Here is a 24,216-nt window from a genome sequence, read left to right as displayed (position 1 = left end):
ATACTCAATGAAAATCAAAGAGCAAACTAGGAAGCTAGCCGTAGGCTGCTCAAAGCACTGCTTTGAGGTTGTAAATAAGACTGACAAAGTCAGTAACATATACCTACGGCAAGGCGAAGCTGACGTGGTTTGAAGAGATTTTCGAAGAGTATGAGGACAGCAAAAAGACTGCACGATTGATGCAGTCTTTTCTTTTTATTTGAGATAGCGTTGAAGGAATTCTTTTGTACGGTCTTCTTTAGGATTAGTGAAGAGGTCTTCTGGTTTGCCTTCTTCAGCGATTACACCCTTATCCATGAAGATAACACGGTGAGAGACATCACGGGCGAATTCCATTTCGTGGGTTACAACAATCATAGTCAAGCCTTCCTGAGCCAGATCTTGCATGATTTTGAGGACCTCTCCAACCATTTCTGGATCGAGAGCTGATGTTGGTTCATCAAAGAGAATGGCGTCAGGATTCATTGAAAGGGCACGAGCGATGGCCACACGTTGTTTTTGACCACCTGAGAGTTGTTTTGGTTTGGCTTGCCAGTAGCGTTCTCCCATGCCGACCTTTTCCAAGTTTTCTTTGGCAATCTTTTCAGCTTCTGTACGTTCGCGTTTAAGGACAGTCGTCTGAGCGACAATTGTGTTTTCAAGTACGTTAAGATTTTCAAAGAGGTTAAAGGATTGGAAAACCATCCCCAACTTTTCACGGTATTGCGTGAGGTCATAGCCTTTTTCGAGGACGTTTTGTCCATGGTAAAGGATTTGTCCATCAGTTGGTGTTTCAAGTAGGTTAATAGAGCGTAGGAAGGTTGATTTTCCGCTTCCAGAGCTTCCGATGATAGAGATAACTTCTCCCTTGTGGACAGTGAGAGAAATGTCTTTTAACACTTCGTTTTGTCCATAGGATTTTTTGAGGTGTTTAATTTCAAGGATTGCTTGTGTCATTATTTCAAATCCTCCGTTTGCATTTGGTTAGCACCTGTAGTATAGGTATCCATGTCCATTCGGCGCTCGATGAAGCGTAGGATACGTGTTACGGTGAAGGTGAGGACAAAGTAAATCACGGCGATGATTGTAAATGTCTGGAAGTATTGATAGGTTTGCGTTGCTACGGTATTTCCTGAGAAATAAAGTTCGACAACAGAGATAACGTTCAATACAGATGTATCTTTGATATTGATGACAAATTCATTACCAGTTGCTGGTAGGATATTGCGGACAACCTGAGGTAGGACAATCTTACGCATGGTTTGGTTATGAGTCATACCAAGAGCAGTCGCGGCTTCAAATTGTCCCTTGTCAACTGCTAGGATACCACCACGGACGATTTCAGTCATGTAGGCACCGGTATTGATTGAAACGATGAAGATAGCAGCTAGTGTGCGGTCAAGGTTGATACCGAAAGCTTGGGCAGTTCCATAGTAGATAACCATTGATTGAACGATCATTGGGGTACCACGGAAAATTTCAATATAGATATTGAGAATCCAGCCAACTAGTTTTTGTAGGCCATAAATGGCTTTATTTTCAGAGAGAGGAGCAGTACGGAAAACACCAATGGCAAGGCCGATAATGAGACCTATGATGGTTCCGACTATAGAGATTAAAAGAGTGATACCAGCACCACGCAAGAGTTGTTGCCAGTTTTCAGAAAGAATTTTAGCGACTTGGCTAAAGAAACTACTGCTAGTCTCTTCAGTTGTTGTAGCTTCGGCAGGCTGTTCCTTGATCATACGATCCATCAAGGCAACTTGGTCATCTTTCGAAATGGTTTCAATGCTGGCATTGATTTGGCTAATACGGTTGTCATCTTTACGAAGTCCAATGGCGATAGCTGTATCTTCTTCCCCAGTTTTGAAACCTGGTTCTACCTGAACCATCTTGAACTTAGAGTTAGCAGCTTCAGCAGTCAGAGCTTCTGGGCGTTCAGAAACATAAGCATCAATGACACCAGCCTCAAGAGCTTGGCGCATTTGAGCGAAGTCTCCCATGGCAGTTTCTTTTTTAGCACCCGGGATTTGTGCAATCAAGTCGTAGAGGTAGACACCTTGTTGAGAAGTGATTTTCGCACCGTTAAAGTCATCCAAAGATTTTGCGTTTGCATAAGTAGAATCTTTTTTGACAAGCAAAACTGGTTCGCTAGTGTAGTAACTGCTTGAAAAGGCAATTTCTTGTTTACGCTCGGCAGTAGGACTCATACCTGCGATAATCATGTCAATCTTACCAGAAGTAAGGGCAGGAACTAGACCTTCCCACTTTGTTTTAACAACCAAAGGTTCTTTACCTAAGTCTTTAGCGATTTTCTTGGCGATTTGAACATCGTATCCGTTAGCATACTGGTTAGTCCCATCGATTTTGACAGCTCCATTGCTATCATCATCCTGAGTCCAGTTAAAGGGAGCATATGCTGCTTCCATCCCGATGCGTAAATATTCATCGGCTTGGGCAACATTGACAAGTCCTAGCATCAGCAAAAGACTTGTGAAAATAGATAAGTATATTTTTCTCATGATTTCTCCTATTTCTAATCTATTAAAAAATAACTGTCTCCTATTTTATCGAAAAAAACTCTATTTTTCAATATAGGTAAGCCCTTACTTGAGAAAAAATGATATAATGATAGCAAAGATAAAAAGGGGGCTTAGTTGATGAAAAAAACTTTTTTCTTACTGGTGTTAGGCTTGTTTTGCCTTCTGCCACTCTCTGTTTTTGCCATTGATTTCAAGATAAATTCCTACCAAGGGGATTTGTATATTCATGCAGACAATACGGCAGAATTTAGACAGAAGATAGTTTACCAGTTTGAGGAGGACTTTAAGGGTCAAATTGTGGGGCTTGGTCGTGCTGGCAAGATGCCTAGTGGATTTGACATTGATCCTCATCCAAAGGTTCAGGCTGCGAAAAATGGTGCTGAACTAGCAGATGTTACGAGCGAAGTGATAGAAGGAGCAGATGGTTATACTGTCAAAGTCTACAATCCAGGTCAAGAAGGCGACACAGTTGAAGTTGACCTCGTTTGGAACTTAAAAAATTTGCTTTTCCTTTATGATGATATCGCTGAATTAAATTGGCAACCTTTAACAGACAGTTCAGGGTCTATTGGCAAGTTTGAATTTCATGTAAGGGGAGACATGGGGGCAGAAAAACTCTTTTTCCATACAGGGAAACTCTTTAGAGAGGGAACGGTTGAAAAGAGTAACCTTGATTATACTATCCGTTTAGACAATCTTCCGGCTAAGCGTGGAGTTGAATTGCATGCCTACTGGCCTCGAACTGATTTTGCTAGCGCTAGGGATCAGGGGTTGAAAGGGAATCGTTTAGAGGAGTTTAATAAGATAGAAGACTCGATTGTTAAAGAAAAAGAGCAAAGTAAACAACTCGTTACTTGGGTCTTCCCTTCGATACTTTCTATCTCCTTGTTATTGAGCGTTTGCTTCTATTTCATCTATAGAAGAAAGACCACTCCTTCAGTCAAATATGCCAAAAATCATCGTCTCTATGAACCACCAATGGAATTAGAACCTATGGTTTTATCAGAGGCTGTCTACTCGACCTCTTTGGAGGAAGTGAGTCCTCTAACCAAAGGAGCAGGAAAATTCACCTTTGACCAACTTATTCAAGCTACCTTGCTAGATGTGATAGACCGTGGAAATGTCTCTATCATTTCAGAAGGAGATGCAGTTGGTTTGAGGCTAGTAAAAGAAGATGGTTTGTCCAGTTTTGAGAAAGATTGTCTAAATCTGGCTTTTTCAGGCAAAAAAGAAGAAACTCTTTCCAATTTGTTTGCGGATTACAAGGTATCTGATAGTCTTTATCGTAGAGCAAAAGCCTCTGATGAAAAACGGATTCAAGCAAAGGGGCGTCAGCTCAAATCTTCTTTTGAAGAAGTATTGAACCAGATGCAAGAAGGAGTGAAAAATCGGGTTACCTTCTGGGGGCTTCCGGATTACTATCGTCCTTTAACTGGTGGGGAAAAGGCCTTGCAAGTGGGTATGGGACTCTCTACTATCCTACCTCTATTTATCGGATTTGGTTTGTTCTTGTACAGTTTGGATGTTTATGGCTATCTTTACATCCCCTTGCCAATACTTGGTTTTCTAGGTTTGGTTTTGGCTGTTTTCTATTATTGGAAGCTTCGTCTAGATAATCGTGATGGTGTCCTAAATGAAGCAGGGGCAGAAGTCTACTATCTCTGGACCAGTTTTGAAAATATGTTGCGTGAGATTGCACGATTGGATCAGGCTGAACTGGAAAGTATTGTGGTCTGGAATCGCCTCTTGGTCTATGCGACCTTATTTGGCTATGCGGACAAGGTCAGCCATTTGATGAAGGTGCATCAGATCCAAGTGGAAAATCCAGATATCAACCTCTATGTAGCTTATGGCTGGCACAGTATGTTTTATCATTCAAGCGCGCAAATGAGTCATTATGCAAATGTCGCAAATACAGCAAGTACCTACTCTGTATCTTCTGGAAGTGGAAGTTCTGGCGGTGGCTTCTCTGGAGGCGGAGGTGGCGGCAGTATCGGCGCCTTTTAAAGAGAGCTATCACTGGCTGAAAAAATATGCTATAATGGAAGATAGAAAAAGGAGTAATCTATGTATCTTATTGAAATTTTAAAATCTATCTTCTTCGGTATTGTTGAAGGAATTACGGAATGGTTGCCGATTTCCAGTACAGGTCACTTGATTTTAGCAGAGGAGTTTATCCAATACCAAAATCAGAGTGAAGCCTTTATGTCCATGTTTAATGTCGTGATTCAGCTTGGTGCTATTTTAGCAGTTATGGTGATTTACTTTAATAAACTAAATCCCTTTAAACCAAGTAAAGACAAGCAGGAAGTTCGTAAGACTTGGAGACTGTGGTTGAAGGTCTTGGTTGCCACTTTGCCTTTACTTGCCGTCTTTAAATTTGATGATTGGTTTGATACCCACTTCCATAATATGGTTTCTGTTGCTCTCATGTTGATTATCTATGGGATTGCCTTTATCTATTTGGAAAAGCGCAATAAAGCGCGTGCAATAGAGCCAAGTGTAACAGAGTTGGACAAACTTCCTTATACGACAGCTTTCTATATCGGACTCTTCCAAGTTCTTGCCCTTTTACCAGGAACTAGCCGTTCTGGTGCAACGATTGTCGGTGGTTTGTTGAATGGAACTAGTCGTTCTGTTGTGACAGAATTTACCTTCTATCTTGGAATTCCTGTTATGTTTGGAGCTAGTGCATTAAAGATTTTCAAATTTGTGAAAGCAGGACAGCTCTTGAGCTTTGGGCAATTGTTTTTGCTCTTGGTTGCGATGGGAGTCGCTTTTGCAGTCAGCATGATCGCTATTCGTTTCTTGACAAGCTATGTGAAAAAACACGACTTTACCCTTTTCGGTAAATACCGTATCGTGCTTGGTAGTATTTTATTGCTTTATAGCTTTGTCCGTTTATTTGTATAAGAAAAACCTTGAAGGGGTAGCTCTTCAAGGTTTTAAAATCCAGTCACGGTAATCCCCAACAGGCGGACACCTCTTTCTTTCTCGCTTAATTCTTCATAGAGTTGCAGGGCTATTTGGCTTATCTGACTAGCATCCTGTGTTTTTTGAGCCAGACTTTTTCGTTTAGTAAGAGTTGAAAAGTCCTCGTAGCGGATTTTCAAAATGACAATTTTTCCAGCTTTTTCTTGCTGACGTAGATTGAGAGCGACTCTTTCTGATAGAAGAGTCAGCTCTTTTTTGATGTCTTCCTCGGCACGGAGAATCTTTCCATAGGTTTTCTCTTTCCCGATTGATTTACGGATACGATTGGATTTGACTGGGGAATTGTGGATACCACGAGCCTTTCGATAAAGGTCATAGCCCAGTCTTCCAAAACGGTCTATTAGGGTCACTTCAGGAACTTCAAGTAGATCAGCTCCAGTAAAAACACCCATTTGATGAAGTCGTTCCACCGTCTTTTTTCCTACTCCATGAAACTTGGAAATATCCATTTGTTTGAGAAAATCCTCAGCTTGGTCAGGTAGAATCACTGTCAAACCATGTGGTTTTTGATAATCGCTAGCCATTTTAGCTAAGAATTTGTTGTAGGAAACACCGGCAGAAGCAGTTAAATGAAGTTCTTGCCAGATATCCTCTTGAATGAGGCGAGCGATTTTGACGGCCGACTTGATACCGAGTTTATTTTCTGTCACGTCTAAATAAGCTTCGTCAATACTCATAGGCTCAATCAAATCTGTATAGCGCTTAAAGATAGTTCGAATTTGGAGTCCCACAGACTTATATTTCTCATAATTCCCTGAGATGAAGACGGCCTGGGGACAACGTTCGTAGGCTTCCTTAGAGCTCATGGCTGAATGGACACCAAAAGCTCGTGCCTCATAGCTACAGGTAGAAACGACTCCCCGTCCACCTGTTTGCCGAGGGTCGCTTCCAATAATGACAGGTTTTCCTCTGAGTTTAGGATTATCTCTGATTTCCACCGCAGCAAAAAAGGCATCCATGTCAATATGGATGATTTTTCTTGACAAATCATTTAATAAGGGGAAAATCAACATGACTAGCACCTTTTTACTGCTTATTTTATTTTATTATACCCTTTTTTCTGAAAAAAAGAAAAAAGGACTTTATTTTTTCAAAAATATAATACAGTTTGGGATAAAACGCAGACTGTTTTAGAAAAGAAAGTGTAAAAATAGGGATTTTCCACTTGTTGAAAACGATTACTGTATGGTATACTTGTATCATGAATGTAACAGATGACTGTTACTAGAAAGAAAAAAGAGGACATTAACATGGTTGTTAAGACAGTTGTTGAAGCACAAGATATTTTTGACAAAGCTTGGGAAGGCTTCAAAGGCGTAGATTGGAAAGAAAAAGCAAGTGTATCACGCTTCGTACAAGCTAACTACACACCTTATGATGGAGACGAAAGCTTCCTTGCAGGACCAACAGAACGTTCACTTCACATCAAAAAAATTGTAGAAGAAACTAAGGCTCACTACGAAGAAACTCGTTTCCCAATGGACACTCGTCCAACATCTATCGCTGATATCCCAGCAGGATTTATCGATAAAGAAAACGAAGTTATCTTTGGTATCCAAAATGATGAACTCTTCAAATTGAACTTCATGCCAAAAGGTGGTATCCGTATGGCTGAAACTACTTTGAAGGAAAATGGATACGAACCAGACCCAGCTGTTCACGAAATCTTTACTAAATACGTAACAACAGTTAACGACGGTATCTTCCGTGCTTACACTTCAAATATCCGTCGCGCTCGTCACGCTCACACTGTAACTGGTCTTCCAGATGCATACTCACGCGGACGTATCATCGGTGTTTACGCACGTCTTGCTCTTTACGGTGCAGACTACTTGATGCAAGAAAAAGTAAACGACTGGAATGCAATCGAAGAAATCGATGAAGAAACAATCCGTCTTCGTGAAGAAATCAACCTTCAATACCAAGCATTGCAACAAGTTGTTCGCTTGGGTGACCTTTACGGAGTTGATGTTCGCAAACCAGCGATGAACGTTAAAGAAGCGATCCAATGGGTTAACATCGCCTTCATGTCTGTCTGCCGTGTTATCAACGGTGCTGCTACATCTCTAGGACGTGTACCAATCGTATTGGACATCTTTGCAGAACGTGACCTTGCTCGTGGTACATTTACTGAATCAGAAATCCAAGAATTCGTTGATGATTTCGTTATGAAACTTCGTACAGTTAAATTTGCTCGTACAAAAGCTTATGATCAATTGTACTCAGGTGACCCAACATTCATCACAACTTCTATGGCTGGTATGGGTAACGACGGTCGTCACCGTGTTACTAAGATGGACTACCGTTTCTTGAACACTCTTGACAACATCGGTAACTCTCCAGAACCAAACTTGACAGTTCTTTGGACTGATAAATTGCCATACAACTTCCGTCGCTACTGTATGCACATGAGCCACAAACACTCTTCTATCCAATACGAAGGTGTAACAACAATGGCTAAAGACGGATATGGTGAAATGAGCTGTATCTCATGCTGTGTGTCTCCACTTGACCCAGAAAATGAAGAACAACGCCACAACATCCAGTACTTCGGTGCGCGTGTAAACGTATTGAAAGCCCTTCTTACTGGACTTAACGGTGGTTACGACGATGTTCACAAAGACTACAAAGTATTTGACATCGAACCAATCCGTGACGAAGTTCTTGAATTTGAATCAGTTAAAGCTAACTTTGAAAAATCTCTTGACTGGTTGACTGACACTTACGTAGATGCTTTGAACATCATCCACTACATGACTGATAAGTACAACTACGAAGCTGTTCAAATGGCCTTCTTGCCAACTAAACAACGTGCTAACATGGGATTCGGTATCTGTGGATTTGCTAACACTGTTGATACATTGGCAGCTATCAAATACGCTACAGTTAAACCAATCCGTGACGAAAATGGTTATATCTACGATTACGAAACAATCGGTGAATACCCACGTTGGGGTGAAGATGACCCACGTTCAAACGAATTGGCAGAATGGTTAATCGAAGCTTACACAACTCGTCTACGTAGCCACAAACTTTACAAAGACGCAGAAGCTACAGTTTCACTTTTGACTATCACATCTAACGTTGCTTACTCTAAACAAACTGGTAACTCACCAGTCCACAAAGGTGTATACCTCAACGAAGATGGTTCTGTGAACTTGTCTAAACTTGAATTCTTCTCACCAGGTGCTAACCCATCTAATAAAGCTAAAGGTGGATGGTTGCAAAACTTGAACTCACTTTCTAGCCTTGACTTTAGTTATGCAGCTGATGGTATCTCATTGACTACACAAGTATCACCTCGCGCTCTTGGTAAGACTCGTGACGAGCAAGTTGATAACTTGGTAACAATTCTTGATGGTTACTTCGAAAACGGTGGACAACACGTTAACTTGAACGTTATGGACTTGAACGATGTTTACGAAAAGATCATGTCAGGTGAAGATGTTATCGTACGTATCTCTGGATACTGTGTAAACACTAAATACCTCACTCCAGAACAAAAAACTGAATTGACACAACGTGTCTTCCACGAAGTTCTTTCAATGGATGATGCCTTGGATGCATTGAGCTAATCAAGTTCTTGAATAATGAAATAAGGAACCCTCGGTCAGTCGACTGAGGGTTTTTGGGTAAAATCTCTTCAAAGCACGTCAGTTTTATCTGCAATCTCAAAGCGGTGCGTTGAGCAACCTGTGGCTAGCTTCCTAGTTTGCTTTTTGATTTTCATTGAGTATTAGTCAGGATCTGAAGTGTCTCGCTTGGTTTAAAAAGAGAGTTAGTTGGGGGCGAGAGATCATCAGAAATAAAAAAACCACACTTTGTAAGACACAAGGTGTGGTTGTATTTTATCTCTTAGACCAAGTTCTCTTCATAAAGAGAAGTAAGATTGGATAAATCTCCAAGCGCCCTGCAATCATTGCAAAGGAGAGGAGAATTTTTGAGATAGGACTAAAGATTGAGAAACTAGAAGTGGTTCCTAGAATAGGTCCGATATTATTGAAACAGCTAAAGACAGCACTGGTAACGACTAGGAAATCATTGCTATCTAGGCTGACAATAAAGATAAGCGCTAGCAAAATCATAGAATAGATGACAAAGTATTTGAGAATCTTATGCTGAGTATCTTTGTCAATCACCGTCTTATTAACATGGAGGGTCAAAACACGGTGGGGCGATAGGATTGATAAAATCTGATTTTTAGCAATTTTTGAAAGGATGAGGCCTCGAATAACCTTGAGTCCACCTGCGGTTGATCCAGCAGAACCACCAATTCCCATGAGGAAGAGAAGAATAAACTGGGAGAAGAGGGGCCAGTTGGTAATATCTCCGTAACCAAAACCAGTCGTCGTAATGATATTGGAAACTTGGAAGAAGGCCATTTCAAAACTCTTTGAAAATCCTGGATAGAGGTAGAGGGTATTGAGGCTAATCAAGCCTGTAGAAAGCAGTACAATGACCAAGTAAGCTCGGAGTTCTTCATCTCCAAAGAAGGCCTTGACGCGGCGGAGCATGAGGTAGTAGTAGAGATTGAAATTTACCCCAAAAACCAAAACTCCGATACTAACCAGATAGGTAATCAGTGAGCTACCATAGTGGGCAATTCCATCGTTATAGACGGTAAATCCTCCGGTACCCGCTGTCCCCATAGCGATGACAAAACTATCAAAAAGGGGCATGCCGGCTAGATAATAGATGATGACAAAGAGGGAAAAGAGAGCAAGGTAGAGGAGATAGAGAATCTGGGCAGTATTTTTAAGTTTGGATACAACCTTGCCAAAGACAGGACCAGGAACCTCAGCTTTCATCACCTCTAGGTGGCTATTCTTGGCATTATCCATAATAGCAAGTGCAAAAACAAGTACTCCCATCCCTCCAATCAAGTGGGTAAAACTGCGCCAGAAGAGGAGGGAACGACTGAGAACCGAAACGTCGTTCAGAATAGTTGCTCCAGTAGTTGTAAAGCCAGAACTGATTTCAAAAAAGGCATCTATAACGCTGGGAATTTGTCTAGCAAAGACAAAGGGGAGACCACCAAAGAAAGACCAAAGGATCCAACAGAGGGCAACAATCAAGATTCCCTCCTTGGCATAAATCCGTTGATTTTTTGGCTTTTGTAAAATTCCTGAACCGCCTAGTAATACGAGAATCCCAATTGTTGTAAAGAGAGCTGTAAAGACTTGGCTCGATTCACGGTAGTAGACAGCGACAGACACAGGAACCAAAAGAAGAACAGCTTCAATCAAAAGTAACTTTGAAAGGAGGTAACGAATCATACTTTTATTCATTTCTTACCTCGCGATCAAGTCATAAATCTTGGTGATGTTTGGCAACAAAGTTGTTACTAGGAGCTTGTCTCCAACTTCCAGCATATCCTCCCCAGTTGGGAAAATAGTCTTGCCCTTTCGAATGATGGCCGCAATAAGAACCCCTTTTTTCAGTTTTAGTTGAGAAAGAGGTTTGGCAGTCATTTTATTAGCTTCCTTGATATGGAATTGTAGGGTTTCGATTTGTCCATTGGCTAGATGGTGCATGGCTTGAAGGTCTGAATACTGGGCATTAACACGACCACGAATAAAGTGCATAATCGTATCTACAGCGATACTTTTAGGTGTGATGATACTTGAAAAATCAGGCGCATTGATAATCTCGAGGAGACTGGTACGATTGACCTTGGTGATATTTTTTTGTACACCTACCCTGTCAAGGAACATAGAGGTAATCAGATTTTCCTCATCGACTCCTGTTAGAGTCGCAACGGCATCATAGTTTTGAGCACTTTCTTCCAGCAGGATATCTTTTGCAGTACCATCTCCTTGAACGATATGAAGATTTGGAAATTTCTCGCTAAAGAAGCTAGCGATTTCGGGATTGATTTCAATAACCTTGGTATCAATACGACTGTCTTTGAGGATACCTAGTAGATAATAGGCAATTCTACCAGCTCCAACAATAAGGAGACTCTTTACGGCACGAGACTTGAAATAATTATGGAAGAGCATCATATCGACACGGTTACCAGTAACAAAGATTCTATCTTTATCCTGTACAGTCATGTCACCGCTTGGAATGATAATTTGATGATCCCTCTCTATCGCACAGACAATGACATTGCCAAATTTTTTTCGAAAATCAGAAATGGGCATTTGGCAAAGACCACTGGAGGATTTAACAGTGAATTCCATCAAGCTGACCCGTCCACCAAAGAAACGTTCGACAGAGAGGGCGTTGGGGAAGTCAATGATATTGGCAATAGCGCGGGCAGCCAAGAGCTCAGGGTTAACGATAAGAGAAAAACCGAGAATATTCTTTTCCTTGAAATAAGAGTTAGAATATTCAGGGTTCCGCACCCGAACGATGGTCTCTTTAGCTCCCATTTTTTTGGCTAGAACGGCTGCAATCATGTTCACTTCATCGTACTCAGTCAGGGCGATAAAGATATCACAATCCTGGACACTGGCTTGCTCAAGGATGGTAAAATCAGCCCCGTTACCAAGGATACCCATGATATCAAAGCGATTGACAATATGATTGAGGACAGCTTCGTCTTGCTCAATCAGCAAAACATCATGCTTTTCTGCAACCAAGGAGCGACAGAGGGCAAAACCAACTTTTCCCCCTCCGACAAGGATAATTTTCATAATAAAACCTACTTTTTCATGATGTAACTATCATACCTTTTTTCAAGAAAAAATGCACCTACTAGCTAATAACCAGAGCTTTTAGTAGGAAATTTGCTATAAGGAAAAACTATACCCTAATCAATTGAAATAGCTATTAGCACCTTTCTAGAAAATATGGTATGATAAAGGATATACAAGGAGATAAAATGAATAATAATTTACTGGTATTACAATCAGACTTTGGTCTGGTTGATGGTGCGGTATCGGCTATGATTGGAGTGGCTTTAGAAGAATCTCCAACCTTAAAAATCCATCATTTGACGCACGATATTACGCCCTATAATATTTTTGAGGGGAGCTACCGTCTCTTTCAGACGGTGGATTACTGGCCTGAGGGAACGACATTTGTATCGGTGGTCGATCCAGGTGTCGGCTCGAAACGTAAGAGTGTAGTTGCCAAGACTGCAAAAAATCAATACATTGTCACGCCAGATAATGGAACGCTTTCTTTTATTAAGAAACACGTTGGTATTGTAGCCATTCGTGAAATTTCTGAGGTAGCTAATAGGCGTCAAAACACAGAGCATTCTTATACCTTCCACGGTCGTGATGTTTATGCTTATACTGGTGCTAAACTAGCCAGCGGTCACATTACTTTTGAGGAAGTGGGGCCAGAGCTCAGTGTGGATCAGATTGTGGAACTTCCAGTCGTAGAGACCATCATTGAAGATCATCTGGTGAAGGGAGCTATTGATATTCTGGATGTACGTTTCGGCTCGCTTTGGACCTCGATCACGCGAGAAGAATTTTACAAACTGGAACCAGCATTCGGTGATCGTTTTGAAGTGACTATCTATCACGCTGATATGCTGGTTTATCAAAATCAGGTTGTTTATGGCAAATCATTTGCAGATGTGAGAATTGGGCAACCCATCCTTTACATCAACTCTCTCTATCGTTTAGGTCTGGCTATCAACCAAGGTTCCTTTGCCAAGGCCTATAATGTGGGTGTCGGTTCATCTTGGACCATTGAAATAAAGAAAATAGAAGGATAAAATAGGAGAATAAATAGTATGGAAATCAAATTTACAATTAAACAAGTTGTTGCTGTCGGAATTGGCGCTGCCCTCTTTGTCGTCATCGGGATGATCAACATTCCGACCCCTGTTCCAAATACAAGCATCCAGCTTCAGTATGCGGTACAAGCGCTACTTTCTATTATTTTTGGACCGATTATCGGTTTGCTTGTCGGGTTGATTGGTCATGCAATCAAGGACTCTCTTGCTGGTTACGGTCTGTGGTGGACTTGGATTATTGCTAGCGGGCTCTTTGGTCTAGCTGTGGGGCTATTTAGAAAGTACGTTCGCGTGATCAATGGTGTCTTTGACTGGAAAGATATTCTTATTTTTAACCTCATTCAACTACTTGCAAATGCTCTTGTTTGGGGTGTCTTGGCACCACTTGGAGATGTTGTGATTTATCAAGAAGCTGCAGAAAAAGTATTTGCCCAAGGGATTGTTGCGGGAATTGCTAATGGTGTATCTGTAGCTATTGCAGGAACTCTTCTCTTGCTTGCCTATGCAGGAACTCAAACTCGTGCAGGAAGTTTGAAAAAGGACTAAAATGATGGGGAAGGCTGGGCAACCAGTCTTTTTTCTGTTTATAGGCTAGTCGGGTAAGCAATTTAGGCTAGGAATCTTGTTGGCGCTAAGTTTTTAAGAGAAGAGTCTGCAAGAAGGGGTAGATTTATGATAAAATAGAAGTCTAAGAAGCGAATGAAGAGAGTAAGATGAAAGAAGCTATAATTGAGTGGAAGGATTTCTCTTTCCGGTATGAAACACAACAAGAGCCGACCTTGCAAGGAGTGGACTTGACTATTTATAAAGGAGAGAAAGTCTTAATTGTTGGCCCATCTGGGTCAGGTAAATCTACCTTGGGTCAGTGTTTGAATGGGATTATTCCCAATATTTACAAGGGGCAGATGTCTGGAGAATTTTTGATCAAGGGGAAAGCGGCCTTTGATATGAGTATCTATGATAAATCTCATCTGGTTAGCACGGTTTTGCAGGATACAGATGGGCAGTTTATCGGTTTATCCGTGGCAGAGGATTTGGCTTTTGCTCTGGAAAATGATGTGACAGCCCTAGATGAGATGAAAAATCGTGTTCATAAATGGGCTGAAAAGCTGGATCTTCTCCCTTTACTAGCTCAGCGGCCTCAGGATTTGTCAGGTGGACAAAAGCAGCGGGTCAGTTTGGCTGGTGTCTTGATTGATGAGAGTCCGATTCTCTTGTTTGATGAGCCACTCGCCAATCTGGATCCCAAGTCAGGTCAGGATATTATCGAATTGATTGATCAGATTCATAAGGAGGAGGGGACGACGACTCTTATTATCGAGCACCGTTTGGAGGATGTTCTGCATCGCCCTGTGGATCGGATTGTCTTGATAAACGATGGTCGTATCCTCTTTAATGGGAGTCCTGACCAGTTACTGGTGACTGATTTATTGACCCAAAATGGAATTCGAGAACCTCTTTATCTAACGACTCTCCGTCAATTGGGTGTGGATTTAGCTAAGGAAGAACAATTAGCAAATCTGGATAACTTGTCTATCTCAAAAGGCCAGGTTCAGTTGCGGACGGAACTGGTAAAAGAAACCCCAGAATTGCAGTCACTCTTTAGACTAGAGGACGTGTCTTTTTCTTATGATGATAGACCGATTTTAAAATCCATTTATCTGGATATTAAAAAGGGCGAAAAGATTGCCATTGTCGGAAAAAATGGAGCAGGGAAATCAACCCTAGCCAAGGCCTTAAGTAGCTTTATTCAGACGGAAGGTTGCTATCTGTGGGAAGGGCAGGATATAAAAGGAGATTCTGTTGCAGAGCGGGCGGAACGAGTAGGCTATGTGCTGCAAAATCCCAATCAAATGATTTCAACCAATATGATTTTTGATGAGGTGGCTCTGGGACTACGTTTGCGAGGTGTGGACGAGCAGGAAATTGAAACGAGAGTCTATGAAACCTTGAAAATCTGTGGTCTTTATGAATTCCGTAATTGGCCCATTTCTGCCCTTTCATTTGGTCAGAAAAAACGTGTCACCATTGCTTCAATTTTGGTCTTAGGGGCTGAAATTATTCTCCTAGATGAACCGACAGCTGGTCAAGACCAGAAGAATTATACTGAGATTATGGAATTTCTCGAAGAACTGCACCAAAAAGGTCATACCATTGTCATGATTACCCATGATATGCAATTGATGCTGGATTATTCTGATCGTGCTCTTGTCATGGTTGATGGAGAATTGATTGCCGATACCGATCCAGCTAGTCTTTTGAGCAATCCTGAGCTGTTAGTAAAAGCCAACCTAAAAGAAACTTCAATCTTCAACTTGGCCAAGAAACTAGACGTGGATCCACTTGCGTTAACGGCATTTTACAAAGAAAGGAGAGAAGGATGCAAGCTAAATTAATTGGTTACCAGCATAGAGATACTGTGATTCATCGCTTGTCAGGAGCTGGTAAACTCCTCTTTTTCATTCTCGTGTCATTGGCGGCCATGATTAGCTATGATACCAGACTGCTTGTTCTGATTGCCATCTTTTCGGTCTTTCTCCTCTATTTGTCAGAAATCCATTTTAAAGATGTTTCCTTTGTGGCCGTTTTTGCGACGGTATTTGCCGTTTTAAACGTCTTAATGGTCTATCTCTTTTCTCCCGAGTATGGGGTTGGACTTTACGGAGAGAGAAGTGTGATTTGGCAGGGAATCGGTGCCTACACTCTGACCAGTCAAGAGCTCTTTTATCTGTTAAATCTAGCTATTAAGTATCTTTGCACCATTCCTCTGGCTATTATCTTTTTGATGACAACCCACCCTAGTCAGTTTGCTTCCAGTTTAAATCAAATCGGTGTGTCCTATAAGATTGCCTATTCTGTCAGTCTAACCTTGCGCTATATTCCAGATTTGCAGGAAGAATTCTTTACCATCAAGATGTCTCAGGAAGCGCGTGGGATGGAATTATCCAAGAAAGCTTCTCTTATGCAACGAATCAAAGGCAATCTGCTCATTATTACTCCCTTGATTTTTAGCTCGTTAGAACGGATTGATACCATCGCGACCGCCATGGAGCTTCGACGCTTTGGGAAAGAGAAAAAACGCACTTGGTATAGTTATCAGGCCTTGAAAAAAGGAGACTATATTACCTTGCTCTTGGCAACCTTGTTTTTAGTAGCTAGTTTACTACTTATCTTGCAGAATCAGGGACGATTTTACAACCCTTGGAAATAGCTTGAAAAAATTGAAAAAATCAAGTCGTTTCTATTGACAATGATTCTGAAAGTGTTATACTAAGAAAGTAGTTTCGCTGATTTACTTCAAACCTGTTGTGAGGTAAGTTAACGATGCCTTAACCACGCTGTTTGCTGAGCTTGACTCCGGGCAGTGTGGCTATTTTTTTGCAATGGTAAAAGGAAGCAAGTCATGACAAATCACATTGTATTATTTGAACCTCAAATTCCACAAAATACAGGCAATATCGCGCGTACTTGCGCTGCGACAAATTCTCCCCTCCACATCATCAAGCCAATGGGCTTTCCTATTGACGACCGCAAGATGAAGCGAGCTGGATTGGATTATTGGGATAAGCTAGAGATTTATTTTTACGAGAGTTTGGAGGATTTCATGTCTCAGATGAAGGGCAAACTCTATCTGATCTCAAAATTTGCTGAGAAAGTGTATTCTGATGTGGATTTATCGACTGACGAGGACCATTATTTTCTCTTTGGACGTGAAGACAAGGGCTTGCCTGAGGACTTTATGCGAGAACATCCTGAAAAGGCTCTCCGTATTCCTATGAATGATGAACATGTCCGCAGTCTCAATGTGTCTAATACCGTCTGCATGATTGTCTATGAGGCTCTCCGCCAGCAGAACTTTGCAGGTCTTGAACTCGTTCATACCTATGAAGTGGATAAATTGAAATAAAAAATGAAAGTGAACAAAATGCTTGCGCTTGCAAGCGTTTTTTGTTATGATAAAAGAGTCTTCAGGGCAGGGTGTGATTCCCGACCGGCGGTGACTTTAACTAGGAAATGATCTTTTCCTTTTATACTTTGTTGACAAGCTTTGCCTAACCAGAAGTTATGCCTACAGCTTGTCGCCTAGTCTAAAAGAAAAAATCTCTATTTCCCTCTCTTTAAAGAAGTCCGCGAGCGCAAGCTGATGTGGTGAGATTCCACAACCGACAGTATAGTCTGGATGGGAGAAGACGAAAGAATAGCTTTGTCTGTTCTGATAGATTTATAGCTAGATTGTAACCGCTTGCTTTTATTTTCTTTAATAGAGTGAGAGGGAACTTTTGGGATATAAAAAGTGAGAATAGATAGAGGAATCCTTTCTAACTTCTTCTGATTTTATAGAAAATTGGAGGAACCTGTTATGACAAACACACGTCGACTTTCGACCATTGCGATTTTATCAGCCATCTCATTTGTGCTGATGTACTTTGACTTTCCGCTTTTACCAGCGGCGTCCTTCCTCAAGATCGAATTTAGTATCTTGCCAGTCCTTGTGGGCTTGGTGGTCATGGATTTGCCTGCTGCTCTAGGAATTCTCTTGCTTCGCTCACTCTTGAAACTGCTTCTTAACAGCCAGGGAGTGAATACTTACATTGGTTTGCCGATGAATATCGTAGCTTTGGGAGTTTTTGTCATCGTATTTGCTTTGATTTGGAAAAAGGAACGGACAACCCTTCGTTTCCTACTAGGCTCTCTAGCTGGGACTATTGGTTTAACCGCGGCTATGTTGGTTCTCAACTATGTTTATGCTGTTCCTTTGTACGCTAAGTTTGCTAACTTTGATATTGGTAAAATTTTGGGACTTTCCAACTACCTAATGACTATGGTGTTGCCTTTTAACTTGATTGAGGGTGTAATCTTTTCCGTTTCATTCTGGTTGTTGTATGTTCTTTTGAAACCAACCTTAAAACATTATGAGAGATAAACAAACATTTTTAATGAAGGGCAGTTTTGCCCTTTTACTTTTCGTTATTCTTGGCTATATGGTCAAATTTTACCCTGAAACGTTGGTAAATTTTGATCAACCGATTCAGACGGCCGTTCGAGGAGACTTGCCAGATTACTTGACTATTCTTTTCAGGGCCATCACACGCTTGATTGATATCCCAGTGATTATCACTTGGGTTGTCATTACAGCTTTTGTCTTTTATCGTAAGCGATGGAAGATAGAAAGTTTCTTCATGCTGGGAAATCTGGCTTTGGCAGGTCTTTTAATTGTGACCTTTAAAAACATCTATCAGCGCCCTCGGCCGGCTATCTTACATCTAGTTGAGGAGAAGGGATTTTCCTTCCCGAGTGGGCATTCTCTGGCTGTAACCTTGATGGTCGGATCTCTGATTGTCATTCTTAGTCAACGGATTAAAGATCCAGTCTGGAGAAAAATCGTGCAAATTATTCTTGGCCTCTACCTAGTCAGTGTGCTGGTATCAAGGGTCTATCTGGGAGTTCATTACCCATCAGATGTTCTTGCCAGTCTCTGTGTAGGCTTGGGAGTCCTGTTTATCGAGTTTCCCTTCTATGATAAACTTCGCTTCCAATGGCGATTTAAAGGTAAGCAGAAGTGAGTATCAAATTCCTTTGAGGAGAAAGAAATGAAAGTCAATATAGCAGATCTTCATCCGACTCAACTATACTTATCAGAAAAGAAGTTGCAAGATATTCAGATGCTTTATCAGTCGGTAGAACTAAACAATGTTGATCCAATTAGTATTCTTGCATTTGGAAATTGCTTGTTGATTACAGATGGGCATCATAGGGCTTATCAGGCTTTATTGGCAGGTTGGGATACGATTTCTGCTGAGTGGGATAGAGATGGTGGTGATGAACTATATCACCTCTATGCGCAAGCTTGTGAGGAAAGAAAGATTTACTCTGTTCTGGATTTAAAAAATCATATCTTAGCTCAAGATGAGTATGAAGCAAAATGGTATAACTGGTGTGATGGTTTTAATCAAGCAACAACTCTCTTATTGAAAAGGAAAGCTGATGAAACAGATTTTACAAATAGATAATGCACTACGTCTCGTTCCTTATTGTAAGGTCAATCATTGTGAGGAAGCTTTTGCTTGGTATCAGGATGTGAACTTGGTTTACCTCGTAGATGGGGTAAAGCTTCCTTACAGTCAAGAAACTTTGGAAGCCATGTATTCCTATTTGGATCAGCACGGTGAGCTTTTTTGGATTGAAGTCAAGGAGAAGGGAGAATGGTTTCCAATTGGGGATGTTACACTATCTCAGGATAATCTTCCCATTGTGATTGGAAATCCTGCTTACCAACATCGAGGACTTGGGAAAAAGATTCTAAGTGCTTTGATTGAATTGGCTCGAGTAAAAGGATGGAAAGAATTGAGAGTTAAGGAAATCTACACTTACAATCATGCGTCTAGGCGATGTTTCGAGTCGCTTGGATTTGTGGAAAATGGAGCAACAGAAAAAGGAACGAGTTTTATACTGAAATTAGTCTAATCTAACTTGTTTTTTAACTAAAAATCTGATAAACTATGTAGTAATTGAATAGAAATCTGCAAGACTAGTAACTCAAGGGAAGTATATCAGGGAGGAGAGCCGTGACTGCAAGCTCTCTATATGAAAGCTGGGTGAATTCACTTGCGCATGGATTTAGAAATGAAGGTCTGACTTGTCAGATGAAAACGGATGGTACCGCGTGTCAACGCTCCGAGTGGAGTTTTTGGCATGTGGTTTTCTTTTTATCTGATAAGCGACTGATGGAGGAATTATGTCAACTATTGAAGAACAATTAAAAGCGCTTCGAGAAGAAACGCTGGCTAGCTTGAAGCAGATTACTGCTGAAAATGAAAAAGAGATGCAAGATTTGCGTGTCTCTGTCCTTGGTAAAAAGGGTTCGCTTACTGAAATCCTCAAAGGGATGAAAGATGTTTCTGCTGAGATGCGTCCAATCATTGGGAAACACGTCAATGAAGCTCGTGATGTCTTGACAGCTGCTTTTGAAGAAACAGCTAAACTCTTGGAAGAAAAGAAAGTTGCTGCACAATTAACTAGCGAGAGTATAGATGTGACGCTTCCAGGCCGCCCAGTTGCGACTGGTCACCGTCACGTTTTGACACAAACCAGTGAAGAAATCGAAGATATTTTCATTGGGATGGGTTACCAAGTCGTGGATGGTTTTGAAGTGGAGCAAGACTACTATAACTTTGAGCGTATGAACCTTCCCAAAGACCACCCAGCCCGTGATATGCAGGATACTTTCTATATCACAGAAGAGATCTTACTCCGTACTCACACTTCTCCAGTTCAAGCGCGTGCTATGGATGCCCATGATTTCTCTAAAGGTCCTTTGAAAATGATCTCACCAGGGCGTGTCTTCCGTCGTGACACGGACGATGCGACCCACAGTCACCAGTTCCACCAAATTGAAGGCTTGGTTGTTGGGAAAAATATCTCTATGGCAGACCTTCAAGGAACCCTTCAGTTGATTGTGCAAAAAATGTTCGGTGAAGAGCGTCAGATCCGTCTGCGCCCATCTTACTTCCCATTCACAGAGCCATCTGTTGAGGTGGATGTTTCTTGCTTCAAGTGTGGTGGAGAAGGCTGTAACGTATGTAAGAAAACAGGTTGGATCGAAATTATGGGGGCCGGTATGGTTCACCCACGTGTCCTTGAAATGAGTGGTATCGATGCGACTGTTTACTCTGGATTTGCCTTTGGTCTTGGACAAGAACGTGTAGCTATGCTCCGTTACGGAATCAACGATATCCGTGGATTCTACCAAGGAGATGTCCGCTTCTCAGAACAGTTTAAATAATGATTAGAAAAGTAGAAATGGCAGATGTTGAGGTGTTGTCCAAAATTGCCAAACAAACCTTTCGTGAAACATTTGCGCATGATAATACGGAAGAGCAGTTACAGGAATACTTTGAAGAGGCTTATAGTCTGAGAGTTTTGTCAACTGAGTTGGAAAATCCAGAATCCGAAACCTATTTCATTATGCATGATGAGGAGATAGCTGGTTTTCTTAAAGTCAACTGGGGAAGTGCTCAGACTGAGAGAGAATTAGAGGACGCTTTTGAAATTCAACGCCTTTATGTGCTACAAAAATTCCAAGGATTTGGATTCGGTAAGCAACTGTTTGAATTCGCTCTTGAACTTGCTACAAAAAATAGTTTTTCTTGGGCTTGGCTAGGTGTTTGGGAGCATAATACAAAAGCTCAAGCGTTTTATAATCGATATGGTTTTGAAAAATTTAGCCAACATCATTTTATGGTTGGTCAAAAAGTAGATACGGATTGGTTACTGAGAAAGAAATTAAGGTAAGAAGATGATTCTTCTATTGAAATGATAGGAAAGGAAAAGAACTAGAGTGGCAACTGTCATTCTGGAGAACTAAATTATGCTTGTATCTTATAAATGGTTAAAAGAATTGGTGGACATTGATGTGCCATCACAAGAGTTGGCTGAAAAAATGTCAACTACAGGGATCGAGGTAGAAGGTGTCGAATCACCTGCTGCTGGTCTCTCAAAAATTGTCGTCGGTGAGGTATTGTCTTGCGAAGACGTGCCAGAAACTCACCTCCATGTTTGTCAGGTTAACGTTGGCGAAGAAGAAGCCCGTCAAATCGTTTGTGGTGCCCCAAATGTGCGTGCTGGTATCAAGGTTATGGTGGCTCTTCCAGGAGCTCGCATCGCTGACAATTACAAGATCAAAAAAGGGAAAATCCGCGGTCTTGAGTCACTTGGAATGATCTGTTCCCTTGGTGAATTGGGAATTTCTGACTCAGTTGTGCCTAAGGAATTCGCAGATGGCATCCAAATCTTGCCAGAAAATGCCGTTCCAGGGGATGAAGTCTTCTCATACCTAGACTTGGATGATGAAATCATCGAACTGTCTATCACACCCAACCGTGCGGATGCCCTTTCTATGCGTGGGGTGGCTCACGAAGTGGCAGCCATCTATGATAAGGCAGTCAACTTTAAAGAATTTACTCTTTCAGAAACTGACCAAGCTGCAGCAGATGCTCTTTCTGTGGGCATTGAGACAGACAAGGCGCCTTACTATGCAGCTCGTATCTTGGACAATGTGACTATCGCACCAAGTCCACAATGGTTGCAAAACCTTCTTATGAATGAAGGTATCCGTCCTATTAACAACGTAGTGGACGTGACCAACTACATCCTGCTCTACTTTGGTCAACCTATGCATGCTTTTGACTTGGATACCTTTGAAGGGACTGACATCCGTGTGCGTGAAGCGCGTGCTGGTGAAAAATTGGTGACCTTGGATGGTGAAGAACGTGACTTGGAAACAAATGACTTAGTTATCACTGTCGCAGACAAGCCAGTAGCTCTTGCAGGTGTCATGGGTGGTCAAGCAACAGAAATCTCTGAAAAATCTAGTCGTGTCGTCCTTGAAGCTGCAGTCTTCAACGGAAAATCAATCCGCAAGACTAGCGGACGTCTCAACCTTCGTTCTGAGTCATCTTCTCGCTTTGAAAAAGGTATCAATGTGGCAACTGTTAACGAAGCCCTTGATGCGGCAGCCAGCATGATTGCAGAACTTGCAGGTGCGACTGTGCGTAAAGGTATCGTTTCAGCGGGTGAGCTTGATACCTCTGATGTGGAAGTTTCTTCAACTCTTGCTGATGTTAACCGTGTCCTCGGAACTGAGCTTTCTTATGCTGATGTAGAAGACGTCTTCCGTCGTCTTGGATTTGGCCTTTCTGGAAATGCAGATAGCTTTACAGTCAGCGTCCCACGTCGTCGTTGGGATATCACTATTGAAGCAGACCTCTTTGAAGAAATCGCTCGTATCTATGGTTATGACCGCTTGCCAACCAGCCTTCCAAAAGACGATGGGACAGCTGGTGAATTGACTGCGACACAAAAACTCCGCCGTCAAGTTCGTACTATTGCTGAAGGAGCAGGTTTGACAGAAATCATCACCTATGCTCTAACAACTCCTGAAAAAGCAGTTGAGTTTACGGCTCAACCAACTAATCTTACTGAACTCATGTGGCCAATGACAGTGGACCGTTCTGTCCTCCGTCAAAATATGATCTCAGGTATCCTTGATACGGTGGCTTATAACGTAGCTCGTAAGAATAAAAACTTGGCCCTTTATGAGATTGGAAAAGTCTTTGAACAAACAGGAAATCCAAAAGAAGAACTTCCAAATGAGATCAACAGCTTTGCCTTTGCCTTGACAGGATTGGTTGCTGAAAAAGATTTCCAAACAGCAGCAGTTCCAGTTGATTTCTTCTATGCTAAGGGAATCCTTGAGGCCCTCTTTGCTCGTTTGGGCCTCCAAGTAACCTATACGGCAACATCTGAAATCGCTAGCCTCCACCCAGGACGTACAGCTATGATTTCACTTGGTGATCAAGTTCTTGGTTTCCTTGGCCAAGTGCATCCAGTCACTGCTAAGGCTTACGATATTCCAGAAACGTATGTAGCTGAGCTTAACCTTTCAGCCATCGAGGCTGCCCTTCAACCTGCTACTCCATTTGTGGAAATCACCAAATTCCCAGCAGTTAGCCGTGATGTTGCCCTTCTCCTTAAGGCAGAAGTGACTCATCAAGAAGTTGTAGATGCTATCCAAGCTGCCGGCGTGAAACGTTTGACAGATATCAAACTCTTTGACGTTTTCTCAGGTGAGAAATTAGGACTTGGTATGAAGTCAATGGCTTATAGCTTGACTTTCCAAAATCCAGAAGACAGCTTAACGGATGAGGAAGTCGCACGCTACATGGAAAAAATCCAAGCATCGCTCGAAGAAAAAGTGAATGCAGAAGTGCGTTAACTCATCAATCCATCCTCCAGGGTGGATTTTTGCTTTTCAAATAACAATTCAGGATCAAAAATAGACAGTTGAGGAACAGAGAAGATAAATTGGAGTTTACCAGTGTATAATGTACTCATAACTCAAAGTACCCTAAGATTTTTTACTAAAATGAGGATGATAAAAATGGACAAAAATCATTGTAAAGGCTATCAAAAAGGAGTATAATGAGTGCAAGACATTTCGGA

Annotated in this window: 21 protein-coding genes and 1 riboswitch; of the genes, 15 read left to right on the top strand and 6 right to left on the bottom strand. The window is 41.6% G+C overall.

All coding sequences use genetic code 11. The features are described 5' to 3' along the window. Positions 1 to 195 precede the first annotated feature (195 nt). Together ADI58_RS00700 and ADI58_RS00695 are read right to left on the bottom strand one after the other, a co-directional pair. Entirely contained in the window at positions 196 to 936 is a 741-nt protein-coding gene (locus tag ADI58_RS00700; RefSeq protein WP_000189477.1) for an amino acid ABC transporter ATP-binding protein, read from the bottom strand. Beyond that, entirely contained in the window at positions 936 to 2,501 is a 1,566-nt protein-coding gene (locus tag ADI58_RS00695; RefSeq protein WP_049521080.1) for an ABC transporter substrate-binding protein/permease, read from the bottom strand. Before ADI58_RS00695 ends, ADI58_RS00700 begins: the two co-directional genes overlap by 1 nt. 138 nt (positions 2,502 to 2,639) lie before the next feature. On the opposite strand from ADI58_RS00695, the gene ADI58_RS00690 reads away from it, so the two are divergent. Both ADI58_RS00690 and ADI58_RS00685 read left to right on the top strand, forming a co-directional pair. Then, complete coding sequence (locus ADI58_RS00690) at positions 2,640 to 4,529, top strand: DUF2207 family protein (protein WP_049521079.1); 1,890 nt, start codon at positions 2,640 to 2,642, stop codon at positions 4,527 to 4,529. A 60-nt stretch (positions 4,530 to 4,589) separates the two neighbouring features. Beyond that, positions 4,590 to 5,435, top strand: a complete 846-nt coding sequence (locus tag ADI58_RS00685; protein ID WP_049521078.1) for an undecaprenyl-diphosphate phosphatase — start codon at positions 4,590 to 4,592, stop codon at positions 5,433 to 5,435. A 32-nt stretch (positions 5,436 to 5,467) separates the two neighbouring features. Here the strand turns inward: ADI58_RS00685 and dinB are convergent, their stop codons facing one another. After that, a complete protein-coding gene (gene dinB, locus ADI58_RS00680) occupies positions 5,468 to 6,529 on the bottom strand; it encodes a DNA polymerase IV (RefSeq protein WP_049521077.1) in 1,062 nt (353 codons plus the stop codon). 237 nt (positions 6,530 to 6,766) lie between these two features. Between dinB and pflB the strand changes: the two genes are divergently transcribed. Next, positions 6,767 to 9,091 carry a formate C-acetyltransferase gene (gene pflB, locus ADI58_RS00675; RefSeq protein ID WP_000260630.1) on the top strand — a complete coding sequence of 775 codons (2,325 nt, stop codon included), beginning with the start codon at positions 6,767 to 6,769 and terminating at the stop codon, positions 9,089 to 9,091. Positions 9,092 to 9,364: 273 nt separating this feature from the next. Here the strand turns inward: pflB and ADI58_RS00670 are convergent, their stop codons facing one another. Both ADI58_RS00670 and trkA read right to left on the bottom strand, forming a co-directional pair. Then, complete coding sequence (locus ADI58_RS00670; RefSeq protein WP_049521076.1) at positions 9,365 to 10,804, bottom strand: TrkH family potassium uptake protein; 1,440 nt, start codon at positions 10,802 to 10,804, stop codon at positions 9,365 to 9,367. A 3-nt stretch (positions 10,805 to 10,807) separates the two neighbouring features. Continuing rightward, the gene (gene trkA / locus ADI58_RS00665) at positions 10,808 to 12,157 is read right to left on the bottom strand and encodes a Trk system potassium transporter TrkA (protein WP_049521075.1); all 1,350 of its coding nucleotides are present in this window, start codon (positions 12,155 to 12,157) and stop codon (positions 10,808 to 10,810) included. 188 nt (positions 12,158 to 12,345) lie between these two features. On the opposite strand from trkA, the gene ADI58_RS00660 reads away from it, so the two are divergent. The 12 genes from ADI58_RS00660 (at position 12,346) to pheT (ending at position 23,989) form a co-directional block, all read left to right on the top strand. Beyond that, a complete protein-coding gene (locus ADI58_RS00660) occupies positions 12,346 to 13,194 on the top strand; it encodes an SAM hydrolase/SAM-dependent halogenase family protein (RefSeq protein WP_049497222.1) in 849 nt (282 codons plus the stop codon). Between the two features lie 18 nt (positions 13,195 to 13,212). Then, the gene (locus tag ADI58_RS00655; protein ID WP_000403160.1) at positions 13,213 to 13,761 is read left to right on the top strand and encodes an ECF-type riboflavin transporter substrate-binding protein; all 549 of its coding nucleotides are present in this window, start codon (positions 13,213 to 13,215) and stop codon (positions 13,759 to 13,761) included. 167 nt (positions 13,762 to 13,928) lie between these two features. Then, positions 13,929 to 15,611: an ABC transporter ATP-binding protein gene (locus ADI58_RS00650; protein ID WP_049521074.1), complete on the top strand. Its 1,683-nt coding sequence runs from the start codon at positions 13,929 to 13,931 to the stop codon at positions 15,609 to 15,611. Beyond that, positions 15,596 to 16,426 (top strand): energy-coupling factor transporter transmembrane component T family protein, encoded by an 831-nt coding sequence (locus tag ADI58_RS00645; protein WP_049521073.1) that lies wholly within the window; start codon positions 15,596 to 15,598, stop codon positions 16,424 to 16,426. Before ADI58_RS00650 ends, ADI58_RS00645 begins: the two co-directional genes overlap by 16 nt. Positions 16,427 to 16,618: 192 nt before the next feature. Beyond that, positions 16,619 to 17,122, top strand: coding sequence for a tRNA (cytidine(34)-2'-O)-methyltransferase (locus ADI58_RS00640; RefSeq protein ID WP_000181382.1), 504 nt, complete (start codon positions 16,619 to 16,621; stop codon positions 17,120 to 17,122). Between the two features lie 53 nt (positions 17,123 to 17,175). Continuing rightward, positions 17,176 to 17,411, top strand: a riboswitch (FMN riboswitch). A gap of 164 nt (positions 17,412 to 17,575) precedes the next feature. Next, positions 17,576 to 18,139, top strand: coding sequence for an ECF transporter S component (locus ADI58_RS00635; RefSeq protein WP_049521072.1), 564 nt, complete (start codon positions 17,576 to 17,578; stop codon positions 18,137 to 18,139). Continuing rightward, positions 18,129 to 18,779 carry a phosphatase PAP2 family protein gene (locus tag ADI58_RS00630; RefSeq protein WP_049521071.1) on the top strand — a complete coding sequence of 217 codons (651 nt, stop codon included), beginning with the start codon at positions 18,129 to 18,131 and terminating at the stop codon, positions 18,777 to 18,779. The genes ADI58_RS00635 and ADI58_RS00630 overlap by 11 nt, the downstream gene beginning before the upstream one ends. A 27-nt stretch (positions 18,780 to 18,806) precedes the next feature. Beyond that, positions 18,807 to 19,226 (top strand): chromosome partitioning protein ParB, encoded by a 420-nt coding sequence (locus tag ADI58_RS00625; RefSeq protein WP_049521070.1) that lies wholly within the window; start codon positions 18,807 to 18,809, stop codon positions 19,224 to 19,226. After that, entirely contained in the window at positions 19,201 to 19,680 is a 480-nt protein-coding gene (locus ADI58_RS00620) for a GNAT family N-acetyltransferase (protein ID WP_049521069.1), read from the top strand. Before ADI58_RS00625 ends, ADI58_RS00620 begins: the two co-directional genes overlap by 26 nt. Positions 19,681 to 19,951: 271 nt before the next feature. Further along, entirely contained in the window at positions 19,952 to 20,998 is a 1,047-nt protein-coding gene (pheS, locus tag ADI58_RS00610) for a phenylalanine--tRNA ligase subunit alpha (RefSeq protein WP_033678364.1), read from the top strand. Continuing rightward, positions 20,998 to 21,507, top strand: a complete 510-nt coding sequence (locus tag ADI58_RS00605) for a GNAT family N-acetyltransferase (protein WP_049521068.1) — start codon at positions 20,998 to 21,000, stop codon at positions 21,505 to 21,507. The genes pheS and ADI58_RS00605 overlap by 1 nt, the downstream gene beginning before the upstream one ends. Positions 21,508 to 21,583: 76 nt before the next feature. After that, positions 21,584 to 23,989 (top strand): phenylalanine--tRNA ligase subunit beta, encoded by a 2,406-nt coding sequence (pheT, locus tag ADI58_RS00600; protein WP_049521067.1) that lies wholly within the window; start codon positions 21,584 to 21,586, stop codon positions 23,987 to 23,989. Here pheT and ADI58_RS11605 read toward each other — a convergent pair. Beyond that, entirely contained in the window at positions 23,986 to 24,108 is a 123-nt protein-coding gene (locus ADI58_RS11605; RefSeq protein WP_004242147.1) for a hypothetical protein, read from the bottom strand. The genes pheT and ADI58_RS11605 overlap by 4 nt on opposite strands. Between the last annotated feature and the right edge of the window lie 108 nt (positions 24,109 to 24,216).

Origin of the sequence: Streptococcus mitis, from assembly GCF_001074635.1 — a bacterium.
GTDB classification, from domain to species: Bacteria; Bacillota; Bacilli; order Lactobacillales; family Streptococcaceae; genus Streptococcus; species Streptococcus mitis_E.
This window is presented reverse-complemented; position numbering and strand designations above follow the sequence as displayed.